The 13,298-nt window shown below is 72.7% G+C and carries 10 protein-coding genes and 1 pseudogene; 3 read left to right on the forward strand and 8 right to left on the reverse strand.

Annotated elements, in window-relative coordinates; genetic code table 11:
* On the reverse strand, nt 1-1,773 hold a 1,773-nt coding region (locus tag D455_RS0104070; RefSeq protein WP_017569490.1), incomplete at its 3' end, for a methylmalonyl-CoA mutase subunit beta.
* A 312-nt stretch (nt 1,774-2,085) separates the two neighbouring features.
* Here D455_RS0104070 and D455_RS0104075 point away from each other — a divergent pair.
* The 3 genes and pseudogenes from D455_RS0104075 to D455_RS29145 all read left to right on the forward strand — a co-directional run bounded on the left by D455_RS0104075 (nt 2,086) and on the right by D455_RS29145 (nt 3,632).
* Entirely contained in the window at nt 2,086-2,820 is a 735-nt protein-coding gene (locus tag D455_RS0104075) for a hypothetical protein (RefSeq protein WP_017569491.1), read from the forward strand.
* Between the two features lie 37 nt (nt 2,821-2,857).
* Nucleotides 2,858-2,950, forward strand: a pseudogene (locus D455_RS35815) (DUF4184 family protein); the annotation flags it as partial.
* A 76-nt stretch (nt 2,951-3,026) separates the two neighbouring features.
* Nucleotides 3,027-3,632, forward strand: a complete 606-nt coding sequence (locus tag D455_RS29145; RefSeq protein ID WP_017569492.1) for a DUF4184 family protein — start codon at nt 3,027-3,029, stop codon at nt 3,630-3,632.
* Here the strand turns inward: D455_RS29145 and D455_RS0104085 are convergent.
* The 7 genes from D455_RS0104085 to D455_RS0104115 all read right to left on the reverse strand — a co-directional run bounded on the left by D455_RS0104085 (nt 3,547) and on the right by D455_RS0104115 (nt 13,298).
* On the reverse strand, nt 3,547-4,788 hold the full coding sequence (locus tag D455_RS0104085) for a sulfotransferase family protein (RefSeq protein ID WP_017569493.1): 1,242 nt from the start codon (nt 4,786-4,788) through the stop codon (nt 3,547-3,549). The genes D455_RS29145 and D455_RS0104085 overlap by 86 nt on opposite strands.
* Nucleotides 4,789-4,904: 116 nt before the next feature.
* Complete coding sequence (locus D455_RS0104090; RefSeq protein ID WP_017569494.1) at nt 4,905-5,306, reverse strand: spore-associated protein A; 402 nt, start codon at nt 5,304-5,306, stop codon at nt 4,905-4,907.
* A 28-nt stretch (nt 5,307-5,334) separates the two neighbouring features.
* Nucleotides 5,335-6,978, reverse strand: a complete 1,644-nt coding sequence (locus D455_RS0104095; protein WP_017569495.1) for a serine/threonine-protein kinase — start codon at nt 6,976-6,978, stop codon at nt 5,335-5,337.
* Nucleotides 6,979-7,126: 148 nt separating this feature from the next.
* The gene (locus D455_RS35075; protein WP_241480152.1) at nt 7,127-9,736 is read right to left on the reverse strand and encodes an FtsK/SpoIIIE domain-containing protein; all 2,610 of its coding nucleotides are present in this window, start codon (nt 9,734-9,736) and stop codon (nt 7,127-7,129) included.
* Between the two features lie 1,875 nt (nt 9,737-11,611).
* On the reverse strand, nt 11,612-11,911 hold the full coding sequence (locus tag D455_RS0104105; protein ID WP_017569496.1) for a WXG100 family type VII secretion target: 300 nt from the start codon (nt 11,909-11,911) through the stop codon (nt 11,612-11,614).
* Nucleotides 11,912-12,087: 176 nt separating this feature from the next.
* Nucleotides 12,088-12,753 carry a hypothetical protein gene (locus tag D455_RS0104110; protein ID WP_017569497.1) on the reverse strand — a complete coding sequence of 222 codons (666 nt, stop codon included), beginning with the start codon at nt 12,751-12,753 and terminating at the stop codon, nt 12,088-12,090.
* A gap of 215 nt (nt 12,754-12,968) precedes the next feature.
* Nucleotides 12,969-13,298, reverse strand: a complete 330-nt coding sequence (locus D455_RS0104115; protein WP_017569498.1) for a hypothetical protein — start codon at nt 13,296-13,298, stop codon at nt 12,969-12,971.

A 13,298-nucleotide genomic window follows, 5' to 3' on the forward strand; every position in this document is an offset into this window, starting at 1 on the left:
TCCCGCGGCCCTGAGCGCCCGCGCGGCGGCCTCGGCCTGTTCGGCGTACACCGCGTCGGAGGAGCAGAGGACGGCGACGCGACTGCCGGAGGCGGCGAACGCGTCCGCGGCGGCCTCGGCTCCGTCGAGCGGGCCGGGGTCGTGGGACGCGATGCCGCCCGCGGCGAGCAGGTTGGCGGCGAAGGAAGCGCGTGCCGTGTGCGCGGCGACCGGACCCAGCGTGGCCAGGAAGGCCGTGGGCCGGTGGCCGGTGTCGCCCGCCTGGGTGTCGCTGCGGTCGCGCAGTGCCTCGTAGTCGTCGGCGTAGCGGCGCACCGGGAAGCCGTCGGGACGCGGAGTCGCGCGTGAGGTACCGCGCGCGGGGTCGGCGGGCCGGACCAGCGGGACCTCGTCCGGGTTCGGGAACTCGCTGACCCCGGTGAGCGGGGCCCGGCGGTGGGCGAGGTCGAGGCGGCGGCGCGCCCACACCGCGTCCACGCGTTCGCGCAGCAGGCCGTGCTCGACGGCCTCGGCGGCCCCGCCCGCGGCCTCCAGTTCCTGGAGGAACGCCCAGCCCGCCCGGTACAGGTCCCGGGTGAGCGACTCGACGTAGAAGGAGCCCCCAGCGGGATCGATGACCCGTGCCAGGTGGGATTCCTCGATGAGGAGGGACTGGGTGTTGCGGGCGATGCGGCGGGCGAAGTCGTCGGACAGGCCCACCGCGGAGTCGAAGGGCGCGACGGTGACCGCGTCGGCGCCGCCGACCCCGGCGGCGAAGCAGGCCACGGTGGTGCGCAGCATGTTCACGTGCGGGTCGCGGCGGGTCATCATCGCCTCGGAGGTGGCGGCGTGCAGGCGCATGGTGCGCTGGCCGGCGGGCACTCCGCTCGCGTCGAGGACCTGGTTCCACATGGCGCGGACGGCGCGCAGCTTGGCGATGACGCCGAACTGGTCGGCGTTGGCGGCCAGGCGGAACTCGATGCGCCGGGCGGCGTCGGGCAGGTCCAGCCCCGCGGCGTGCAGGGCCCGCAGGTAGGCGGTCCCGGCGGCGATGGCGAAGCCGAGTTCCTGGGCCTCGGAGCCGCCCGCGTTGTGCACGAGGGTCCCGTCCGCCACGACCAGCCCCAGGCCGGGACGTCCTCCGGCGCGCTCCGCGGCGAAGCGGACGGAGTCCATGACGTCGGGGCGCTCACCGGCCAGGGCCGCGGTGGTGAGGGGGTCGATGCCCAGGTGGGAGATGATCCGGCCGTCGGGGACGCCGGCGTCGGCGTGCGCGTCCAGCAGTGCGGTGGCGGCGTCGGCGTAGTCGGCGCCGGGGTCCAGGACCACGGGGGCGAGATCCAGGTAGACGTCGGTGAGGGCGTCACCGAGCGCCGACGCGGGCAGACCGGTGCCGCCGACGGCGATCCACAGGGAACCGACGCCGTTCATGAGGTCGGCCTGTACGCGGCCGCGCAGGGCGGCCGGGTCGGCGTCTGTGTGGCGCGCGCGTATGTCCCAGCCCTCGGGGACTCCCCCGCCGGGCCGGTAGCCCCGGAGGAAGGGGGCCGCCCCGGGGAAGCCGGGGTCGGCGGCCGGGGGATCGGAGGTGTGCAGGGGCTCAATGTCGAACCCGTCGTAGGTGTGCGTGGCGAGTACCGACTCGGGTGCGTCGGCGAGCCGGTCCTCGGGGACACCGCTCTTGCGCAGCACCCCCGCCACGAGTTCGCGCCACCGTTCGGGTGTGGCGGCGGGGAACCCGTCGGCCAGGTTGGGGGCGCCGGGTGCGGCGGCCCCGCTCTCAGGGACGTCCATACATCGGATGGTAGAGAATCGCGTTCGGTTCCGCCGCCCCGGGGTGTGCGGTGCGTCGCATCACGGGTCAGCGGGGTCCGCGTGTTCCCTGCTCACAGCAGGTTCGTGCGCCACAGAAGGCTAGTTTCATCCCAGGACACCCAAAGTTCACCCAAGGGTAACCACTCGAATTCCGCCAGTGACATTCGCCACACTCCTCGTGTCCGGCCAACCGACGCAGCGTGACGGGAGTCGGAGAGTCGGGCCTCCCCATGCGCTTTTCGGCTCGCATCCCCCTCCCCCCTGATCCCTCAAAGGATGAAAAGGACAGAGATGCCCTTCTCCCCCTCCCCCCGCAGCGTTCACCTCCCCCTCGGCTCGCTGACCTCTCTCGCACTCGTGTTCACGCTGTCCGCGTGTGGTGACGAGGGCGGCGAGCCCGCCGCCGAGGCCGCGGCCCCCTCGACACCTGAGGAGAGCGCCGAGAGCGCCCCCACGGGGGACATACCCGAGGAGGAGCTCGCCGGGCTCCTCGTCGAGGCCCCCGTACCCAGCAGCAGACCCCAGGCGGACCTGTCCGCCCTGCCGCCCGAACCCGAGGACGCACCCATCTCCGAACAGGTGGCCTGGTTCCTGCTGACGGAGGTGTCCGAGAAGGCCTCCCACGTCGACCCGGACGCCTCGGCGGAATGCCCCGAGGAGATGCGGGAGGTCGCCGGGCGGTCCCACACCTGCACCCTCACCTACGGCGGCCTCACGATGGAGTTCCCGGTCAGCAGCACGGAGGACGGCGGCGACGTCGCCTTCCGGTTCGAGTACCCGGAGCTTCCCACCGTGCGCCAGGTCGTCGAGGACACCATCCGCTTCGACCACGGTGTCGAGGCGGTGTACTGCGACATGGAGGACGTCGTGGCCGTCGTGCCGGGCGGGGACAGGGCGCCCTACCTCTGCTACGCCATGGACGGCGGCCCCGAGTGGGTCGACGCCCCCTCCACCACGATCTCCCCCTACGAGGTCCACGTCCTCATCGGAGGCACCCTGGCCACCTACCAGTACCTGGAGGAGTAGGGTCTCCCCGCGCGGACCCGTCCCCGGAGAGGATGACGTGCCCTTCACTCCGAGCCATGTCGCGGCGGTCCTGCCCCTGTCGCGCACCCCGCTGCCGCTGGCCGCGATGGTCGCCGGTTCGGTCGTTCCCGACCTGCCGTACTACCTTCCCCTGCCCGTGGCAGCGACGACCACGCACGGACCCGCGGGNCCTGCTCGGGGCCGCCGTGCTGACCGTGTACGTGTACGTGCTCCGGTCACCCCTGTACGCGTTGGCCGGGCGGACGGCGCCGTCCGCCCGCCCGCACCGTTCCGCGCGGGTCGCGGTGCGCGCCGCCGCGCTGACCGCCGCCGCCCTCGCCGTCGGCGCGGTCACGCACATGGCCTGGGACTCCCTCACCCAGACGGGCGGCGCCCTCGTGCGCGCGTGGCCGTTCCTGAGCACTCCGGTGGTGGGCCCGCACCTGCTCCACAACGTACTCATGTACGCCAGCTCGGCGATCGGTCTGACCGCCGTGGCCTGGTGGGCCCACCACCGGGCACGGAACCGGAACGCGCGGCCCCCGGAGAGCGCCGTGGGCGGACGTGTGCGCGCCCTGGCGCTGGCCGCCGTCGCCGCGTGCGCGGTCATGGGCGCCGTGGTGGGCGGCCTGTCCGAGCGCGCGGCCGTGAGCGGCTACGACCTCGTGCGGTGCCTCCTCGTCGGCGCCCTCACCGGAACCGGTCTGGGGCTGGCCGCGTGGACGGTCACCTGGTGGTCCCGTCCGGCGTACCGGCCGCACCGGCGCCGGTCAGGTCCGGGCCGAACGCCGCGTACACCTCCTCGGCGGTGAGCCCGTAGCGGTCCAGGCTGTACCGGTGGCCGCCGGGGTTCCGGCGCCGGTCCCCGCGCGTGTAGGCCAGCGTGCGGGCGCGGGTGTCGGGGCCGAACTCCTCACCGAGGCCGGTCCAGACGCGTTCGGCCGCCCGGACGGGGTCGGGGACCAGCTCGTCGTAGGGCAGGTCGACGAAGCTCTCGGGGTCGTGCCCGCGGCGCACGCGGCGGGCACGCTCGGCGGCGCCCGCCCAGATCTCCAGCCACTCGCGACCGATCCAGTGCGGGTCGACGTCGCTGTTGTGGAGGCGCATCCCGGCCTCGGTCAGGCTCGCCCACGACGCCATCGCCCGCGCCGGGTCGCGGTCGGTCAGGACGATCACCGCGTCGGGGAAGACGTTCAGCAGGGCGTCCAGGTTGGGCAGGTGCAGGGGCGACTTGAGCACCCAGCGGCGTGCGGGCCGCTTCCACTGCAACGCCTGGAGCTGCTGCTTGAGGTAGGCGTAGTCGGGGGTGGCGTCGCGCTGCTCGACCCAGGCGCGGTAGCCGGGGATCGGCGCGCGGACGTGGAAGGACAGTCCGTGCGGCAGGAGGAAGACGCACTCCTCGGGTTCCATCGGGTGCATGGGGTGGATGGTCTGGAACCCCGGCCCCATGGCGTCCATGCCCCGGACCAGCCTCCGCGTCATGGCGAGGCGCTCACGCCTGCTCACGGTGCGCTCCCCGGGCCTGCCCGTGTCGGGGACCGGGCTCAGCAGCTCCCACAGCATCGGCGCGCGGGACCGGACGTGCTGGGCGAGGAGCCCGTGGCCGAAGGTCGTGCCCGTCCTGGGCAGACCGGTGATGAACACCGGCCGCTCGACGGGCTCGGCGGCGACCTCCGGGTTGGCGTCGAGCAGGTGGAGCATGCGCAGACGCGTCTCCAGCCGTCGCCGGATCTCGCCCCGGACGCTGATCCGGCCGACCGGGGTGAGTCCGGGCACCGCCTGCCAGGCGTCGTGGAGAACACGCGTGTCCGCGAGGAAGGTCTCGTCGGAGGGCCAGGGGAGCCCGCTGCGGGAGGAGACCTCCCTCAGCATGGCGTCGAAGGTCCCCTCTGAGGCGCCCAACCACCGCCCGAACGGACCGAGCAGGGTGTTCACCGGATTCAGCCACCACGCGTGCTGCACGTTCACGTGCGCCCTCTCACTTCTTGTCCGTCATGGACGACACATCATCATGATTCGACCACAGCGGAAAAGGGCCTAGGACGGCGTGCGCCCCGACGCTCCCGTACCGGCGCGTCCGCGTGTCAGCCGCAGTTGGTGCCGTTGCGCAGGACCCACCTGTCGCCGATCACGCCGCCCCAGTCCACGCACTCGCCCGCGGCCTCGACGTAGACCGGGCCGGCGTACTCCGTCCAGTTCCCCGGGTCGGTCTGCCACGAGGTGGAGCCGCTGGGCTTGAGCGCCGCGTCCATGTTCCTGGCGTCGCCCGGGTCGGACCTCACCACCACGACGCAGTTCCTGCCGTTGGAGCCGTTGTAGGCGAGGAAGACGGTGCCCCCGTTGATGGATGCCTGGTTGACCACGCCGTACCCGTTCCCGCACTGGCCCCCGTAGGAGGCGGCGCTGGCGGGGACGGGGGTGGTCGCCGCGACGGCCAGGGTCGCGCCCATCACGGCGGCGGCCCTGCGGAGGGTGGTCCTTGGCATGTCTCTCCCGTTGTTCACGTTCTGCCTGCTACCAGGGCGGGGTGCCCGTGCCGCTGGTGCGGTGCTGCTCCACCAGGCGGGTGATGGTGATGGTGCCGTCCTCGGCGGTGGTGTAGGTGACCTCCGCGGTGATGGTGCGGCCGCCCTGGTTGACGTAGCCGGTCAGGGCCGACGGGCTGGAGGACACCGACCCGGCGCCGCCGTCGCCGACCGATCCGCCCTGGCTCTGGCAGAAGCTCCAAGCGCACACCACGGTGGCGCCGTCGAGCACGGCGTACCGTCCCGAGCCGCCGGAGGGCCGGAAGGCCACGACGTGGTTCCCCGACGGGCGCGCGCCGCCGGCGCTCACCCCGGCGCCGACCGTGGCCGTCGTGGTGGTGGTCTCCCCGCCCGAGTCCTCCCCGCCGTCCTGTTCCTCCTCGCTCTCGGAGGCCTCCGCGGAGGGTTCCTCGGACGGCGACCGCGAGGGTGAGGGACTCTCCCGCGGTTCCCGTCCCACCGGCCCGGGGCGGCGCGGGTCCTCGGCGGCCTGCTGCGTCCCGGCCTCCTCGGCCGGGTCGTCCCCGAACCAGGCGGCCACGGGGAGGGAGTCCCAGTTGCTGGCGAGGGCCACACCGCCGAAGCCCAGGCCCCCGAGCAGGACCAGGACGCCCAGCACGGCGGCGGCCACGGTCAGGAGCCGCGTGGATCCGCCCGAACGTCCGGCCGGGGCCACGGAGAACTCGCGTTCCGGGGCCGCCTGCACGCCCTCCCAGTTGTGGTCGACCACGGCGGACATGACGTTGCCCGCCGCGGCGGCGGAGTCCACGGGGGCGTAGGAGCGCCCCGGGTTGCCCGCCGCGACCACGCCGCTGACCAGTTCCAGGGCGGTCGGACGCTCGGACGCCTCCTTGCTGAGCGCACGGGCGGCCAGGTCGGCGAGGGGGCCGGTGAAGCCCTCGCTGTCCGGCTCGCCGCTGATCACCCGGTGCGCGACGGCGGCCGGGTCACCGGTACCGAACGGCGGACGCCCGGTCGCCGCGTAGGTGACCAGGGCGCCCCAGGCGAAGACGTCGTCGGCGGTGCTGGGAGGCGCGCCCCGGTAGTGGTCCGGGCTGATCCAGCCGGGTGAGCCCAGCACGGAGCCCGTACGGGTCAGCGCGGTCTGGTCGATCGCGCGGGCCACGCCGAAGTCCAGGACCCGGGGGCCCTCCGGCGACAGGACGATGTTGGCGGGTTTGAGGTCGCGGTGGGCGATACCGATCTCGTGGATCTGGGCGAGCGCCTCGGCCACGCCGGCGGCCAGGCCGAGTAGCAACCGCTCGTTCAGCGGGCCGTGCTTGCGCATGTAGGCGCTGAGCGTCATCCCCCGCACCAGAGGGGTGACCAGCCACGGGCGCTCGGCCTCGGTGTCCGCGGCCAGCAGCGGCACGGCGCAGGCGCCGCCCACCCTGCGCAGCAGCTCGACCTCGCGCGCGAAGCGGGCACGGAACTCGTGGTCGGCGGAGTACTCGGGGTGGATCAGCTTGACCGCGACCAGCGCACCGCTCTGGTCGTGGGCCGCGTACACCACGCCCATACCGCCGGAGCCCAGACGCCTGAGCAGCCGGTAGGGGCCGATGCGCGTGGGATCGCTGGAGGTCAGGTCGGTGGCGGTCGCGGGGAGGGTGACGGCCGAGGGGTGCGTACTCACGATCGGTTCACAGATCTCGTTCGGGATGGAGTGGGCGGAGGAGCACGGATCCCTCTCACGGGACTGGGGAGAAGGGGGAGAACTGGGGGATATCCGGATCCTAGTGGGTTTCGGCCCGACCGCCCCGGGGAGAGGCGGTCGGAACCGGTCATGGCAGCGGCACCCTCACCTGCTGGATACGGCCGTCACCCAGGTGGAGGTAGGCGGTGCCGGGGGTGAGGCGGGGGCTGGACACGCCCTTGGGCAGGCGCATGCCCAGGACCTCGCCGTCGCTCTGGGCCTGCGGGGAGAGCAGGGCACCCACGCGGTTGCGCTTGAGGTGGACGTGCCACCCGTTGAAGCCGCCCTGGAGGGCCTCGTTGGTACCCGCGGCGACGATGCCCCATCCCGCGCCGACCATGCCGCGGGCGATCCGGGTGAACTCCTTGCCGAGGTCGCTCTGGAGGAGGAGCTCGGCGTCATCGATCATCACCACGGCGGTCTCGCCCTGGAACCGGCCGAGCACCTCGTGCAGCTGGGAGAGCTTCGGCTCGGCGGCGTCCAGGACCGCCTGCACGCCCGGGTGCGTCCCCAGGTCGGCCAGGCGCGAACTGCGCGGGGTGACCAGCAGCAGCTCGGTGCCGCCCTCCAACAGGGACCTGGCCATCACGGAGAGCATGCTGGAACGCCCGGACTGGGGCGGCCCGCTCACCAGGAACGTGGGGATGCGCGACAGGTCCGCGCTGATCGCCGTCAGCTCGTTGCCGCCCACGCCCACCAGCGGGCGCAGCGGACGGGCGGGCTCGGCCCGGTAGCGCGCCATGTCGTTGTAGGCGAGCTGGTCGGGCAGGACGTCCACCCGGAACGGACGCGACCCGATCCGCTCCTGCGGGCGCCGGGACACGAAGTCGGCGATGCGGCCCAGCTCGGCGCCCTGCACCGAGCCCTGCGGGTTGCGGTTCAGCAGCGCCAGCTGCACCTCCATGGCGTCCCCCGCGCGGAAGGCCCGGCCGTCGGGGATCTCCTCCGGCAGCGAGCGGGCGTTGAGCCCCGCCGCGCCGTAGTCGCCGTTGTCGTTGCAGCGCAGCACCAGCAGGTCCTCGGTGGTGGAGGAGTACTTGGTACGGGTCAGCACGCGGTCGCCGGTCGCCACGACGTGCAGGCCCACACCGGCGCCGTCGCGCATGAGGGTGGTGACGTCCTCCACCAGCGCGCCGTAGTTGTACTCGCCGAAGGCCTGCTCGAAGGAGTCCAGGCGGTCGACGAACAGCACCACGTGGGCGGGACGCTCGTCCGGGGGCAGCGAGGTGCGCAGTTCCTCCAGGTCGGCGCAGCCGTGCGAGGCCAGCAGCTTCTGCCTCCGGTCCAGCTCCTCGCCGAGCAGCCCCAGCAGGCGCACGACGCGCTCGCCCTGGGTGCGCTGGGCCACCGCGCCGCAGTGCGGGAGCTGTTCCAGCGGCAGCAGGGCGCCGTTGCCGCAGTCCAGGGCGTACATGTGCACGTCACCGGGGTGGTGGGCCAGGGCCAGGGAGGCGGCGATGGTGCGCAGCGCCTGGGAGCGGCCGGTGCGGCCCGCGCCCATGATGTGCAGGTGTCCCGTCTTCGCCAGGTCCAGCACGTACGGGAACTGGCGCTGCTGGGCGGGTACGTCGACCAGTCCGATCGGTGCGGGCTGGACCTTTCCGTGCACGGCCTGCGGGGAGCGGCCCCGGAGCAGGTCGGACAGGGTGAGCGCGGTGGGCAGCGCGGGCAGCCACGGGCTGGGTTGGCGGCGGGAACCCGAACGCTCGGTGGCCTCCTTGATCGCGGCGACCAGGACGGTCAGGTCGGTGACCTCCACGTCGCCGGTCTCGGCGGAGCCCTGCGGCGCCGAGGGGGCGGGCAGGGCCAGGTCCGACCACTTCACGGGGTGCGCGACCGGGTCGGAGGCGTTGGCCGCGGCCACGATCCGGCGCCCGCCCACCCGGCCGGACTGGAAGGGCAGCAGGGAGGCGTGGCCCAGGCGCGCGTAGGCGCGTCCGGGGGTGTCGATGCCGATGTGCGCGGACTCGGAGGCGTCGATGACGTCGCGGCTCTCGGCCTCGTCTGTCATCCGCAGGGCGATGCGCAGGTTGGTGTTGGCGCGGATGTCGTTGGTGACCACGCCGCCGGGGCGCTGGGTGGCCAGTACCAGGTGGATGCCGAGTGAGCGGCCCCGCTGGGCGATGTTGACCAGGCCCTTGACGAAGTCGGGGAGTTCGCGGGCCATGGACGCGAACTCGTCGATGACCAGCATCAGGCGGGGCATCCGCGGCATGCGCGGGTCGCGGTCCAGCAGTTCCAGGTAGTCCTCGATGTCCTTGGCCCCGGCCTTGGCGAGGATGTGCTCACGGCGGTGCAGCTCGGCGCCCAACGACACCAGGGCCCGGCTCACCAGGTGGGTGTCCAGGTCGGTGACCATGCCGACGGTGTGCGGCAGGTCCACGCAGTCCTTGAACGCGCTGCCGCCCTTGTAGTCGACGAGCACGAACGACATGGACTCGGGGGCGTTGACCGCCGCGAGGGAGGCCACGAGGGTCTGGAGCAGCTCGGACTTGCCGGAACCGGTGGTACCGGCGATGAGGGCGTGCGGACCGTCCCGGCGGACGTCCACCGAGAACGCCCCGTCCAGGCCCACGCCGAGTGTGGCGACCGTGCTGCGGCCCCCGGAGGCCCAGTGGGCGGCGATGGCATCGCCGTTGGGCGGCTCCAGGCCGATGACGTCGAGCAGGCGGGCGCTGCGCGGGAGGGANNCTCTCACCGACGCTGCTGTCGCGCATGGGCGCCAGGGCGCGGCCCAGCCGGTCGGCCCAGGCCGCCGAGGGGACGTCGGCGCGCACGTCCTCGACGTTGTCGTAGGAGGTGCGGCGCAGGCGCATGCCCTGCGGGGTGATGCTGACCACGGCCTGGCACTCCTCGGGGAGCAGGCGCTCCTCGGCGTCCAGGCACAGGACGTAGATGCCGACCTCGGGGCCCTCCCGCAGCAGCTGGACCACGCCGGGCAGGGAGCGGATGCGCCGGGCGCCGTCCAGCACCACCACGACCGCGGGCTGGTCGGCGAGGTCGCGGCGGGCCTGCTGGCGCGCCTCCATGAGCATGAGCAGTTCGGAGACGCGGCGGGCGCAGGTGGTGGCGTCGATGCCGATGCGGCCGAGTGAGAACTGGGGGCGGTCGCCGCGCAGGTGGGGCAGGTAGCGGGTCCAGCGCCAGCGGTTGTGGTCGCCCTCCATGGACAGCAGGTACAGGTGCAGTTCGGCGGGGCTGTGCAGGGCGGCGAGCTGGGCGATCAGCCAGCGTTCCAGGGCCTCGGCGCCCTCGCCCCTCCCGGCCACGCCCACGACCCCGTTGTCCCTGACCGACACGCTCACCGGAACGTCGCGCATGTCCCAGGTGACGTCCCTGCGGTGCTCGTCCTTGGTGGGGTCGCTCAGGACCACCTGCGAGGGGATGCTGCCGGTGCCCACGCGCAGCTGGGTGAAGTCCTCGTCGATCTGTCGGCGTTCCCACAGCCGGGCGCGCGGTCCGGTGGCCAGCAGCAGGACGGCGGCGGGGTCGGGGCAGGTGTCGCGGAGCTTGCGCTGTTCGGCGACGAGGGCGTCGCGGGCGTCACGGGTGACGCGCTCCGTCTTCTCCTCGAACTCGGCGAGCTGGGTCTCGTAGCGGGCCTTGGTGGTGCGGCGCTGCATGATCTGCATGAACAGCACCGAGACGGGGGCGAGCAGACCGATGAGGAGGTAGTGGGGCCGGTTCATGATGAGCGCGCTGCCGACCGCCATGGTGATCGGCATGAGGATCATGAGGATCATCTGGACGATGGGCTTGTCCGGCGGCTCGGGCGGACTGGGCAGCTTGAACTTGGTCCTGGTGGGCGCCGGATGCAGTCGGGGCGGCCGGTTGTAGTCCAGTCCGGTGCCGTCCTCGGAGTGGACCACGGACGCGTCGGGGCGGTGGTTGGGCCACACCTCGAAGAGGGTTCCGCCCAGGGTGAGCTGCTCGCCCTGCGGCCAGACGGTGTCGGGCCCGACCTCGTCGCCCTCCAGGGCGCAGCCCCGTCCGCCGCTCGTGTTCAGGATGGTGACGGTTCCGTCCGGGGCGACCCGGATCCGCGCCCAGTAACCGTCGGAGTCCACGACGAGCACGGCCACCTCGTCGTCCCCGATGACGTAGTCGCCGGGGTCGAGGCGGGCCACGCGTCCGGCGTCGGGGCCGGAGACCACACGGACCTCCACCACACCGGGCGGTTCGCCCTTGACCGGCGCGGGTCCGCCCACACCGACGAGCGAGCCGTCCAGGAAACCCGCGTCGGCCAGGGAGGAGGACGGGTCCACGACCTGGTCGCCCAGGTACAGCGGCACCTCCTGGCCCGGTGCCCGGGGCAGGGTGCGCACCATCGGGTCGACGACCTCGGCGAGCTGACGCACCGTGGAACTGGGGTCGGCGTCGACGAGGACGTCCAGGCGCAGGGCCGAGGACGCCACGGGGCCGGTGCCGCCCGGGCCGTCCACGGCCGGACCGGTGGCTGGGGTCGCTGTGAAGAGGAGGCGCACGGTGGGACTGCTTCCGGGTTCGTCGGGCAAAGGCGCGGGGCGTCCCGCCCGGACGCGTCATGGCCGGGCGGGACTGCGGGCGGCGCGGATCAGCCGCCGCTCAGGCCCTCGCCCAGCTTCTGGTCGGTGTCGCTGAAGGTGTCGCCGACGGTCTTGACGTACTTGGCGATGCCCTCGAGCCCCTTGTTGACGCTCTCGAAGCCGCTGTTGAACTCCTCGAAGAACGGACGGAAGTGCTTCTCCGCGGCCGGGGTGCTGTAGCCGTCGGAGATCAGGCCGTCGACCCTGGACTTGATGGCGGCCATACGCTCCTGGAACTCGGTGAAGTCCGACATGAGCGAGCTGGACGTTTCCTCCGTGCGGTCGGAGTCGACGTTGAACTGCGGCATGTGCTTGTCTCCTGGAAGTCGGCGCCGGAGCCGCGCCCGTCGACGTGCTGACGGACGCCGCGGCCGGCTTGTCGATATTCATACAGGGGTGCCCCCGTTTTCAACACGCGGGTGTCGTCGGAGGCACCGGTCCGCCCGGAGCGGCGGTGTCTTCGGGCCTTCGTCCCGGTCCGCGGTCAACCGCCGGAGGGGGCGGATCCCGGCGGCAGGTACTCGCGCCGCCAGAACCACGCGGTTCCGGTGATCGCGTCGAACAGATCGAGGACGTCGGCGGTCTGGTCCACGTTGGGGCTCGAACAGCTCACCAGGATCCGCTTGTCCACGCCGGGGGCGCGGAAGGCCGTGTGCATCGCGACGGTACGCACGGTGGCGATGTCGCCGACATCGTAGTCGGCCACCCCGTAGATCCGTCCACAGAGGTCGGCGCCCGACTCCGGAAGGCTGACCACGGTCTTCTCCAGCCACGCTCCGGGGCGGTCGGTGGCCGCCGAGGTGTACACGTGCTCGACCAGCTTGAGGGGGTCCATGTCCTGTCCGGGCGGGGCCGTGAAGGCGAACACGCACATGTTGGCCAGGAGGAAGCCGTCGTCGTACTCCTCCATGACACCCGCCGCCGACAGCAGTCCCGAGTCCGTCGTGTCCCTCAGGGAGGTCGTCATGTCCGCGAACACGTCGTTGAGCACGTCCATCTCCGCCGACCGCTCCCCGAACCGCGCGGCGGCCTGCGCCCGCATGTCCGCCAGTGCGTCACCGGACAGGTCGTACCGCGTCCAGTTGTCGGGCACGCGGACGTCGAAGCCGATCTCCTCGCCCGGGAGGTCCTCCTCGAACAGATAGGGCACCGTGTTCCTCCTCCGATCTCCCGCGCGCGGGCCGGATCGTGTGGTCGATGTGTCGGGCCGGGTGGGTCGCCCGAATACGTCGCCGGGGGTGGCTGGGGTGCTCCGGCCCCGGACGGTCCCGTCCTCACGGCGAGGTTCGACGACCGGGGTGCGCCGGGGGCACGAGAGGCGTCCCGGCGAACGGGGCGGGCCGGTGACCCCCTTCGGTCACCGCGCTAGACCTGGACGTTCGGCGGGGGGCCGGACCCCTCGTCGCCCTTGAGCTCGTTGCCCAGGTCCTCGTCCACCTTGTGGAAGCTCTCGATGACGGGGTCGATGGCCTCCTTGAGCTTGCCCATGTCGTTGGCCATCCGGTCGAAGACCTCGCGGCTGTCGTCGACGTAGTTCCGGGCCTCGTCGACCAGCCGGGAGGGTCCGAGGTCGTCCAGGTACCGGGCCGGGTCGGAGTGCTCACCCTCGAACCGGGTCCTGATGGTGTTGAGGGCGGTACTGATGTCCCCCAGTTCGTCGGTGTTGATCACGACGTGGGTACGTGGTCCGGCCAT

Source organism: Nocardiopsis halotolerans DSM 44410, assembly GCF_000341065.1.
In the GTDB taxonomy this organism is placed as follows: domain Bacteria; phylum Actinomycetota; class Actinomycetes; order Streptosporangiales; family Streptosporangiaceae; genus Nocardiopsis; species Nocardiopsis halotolerans.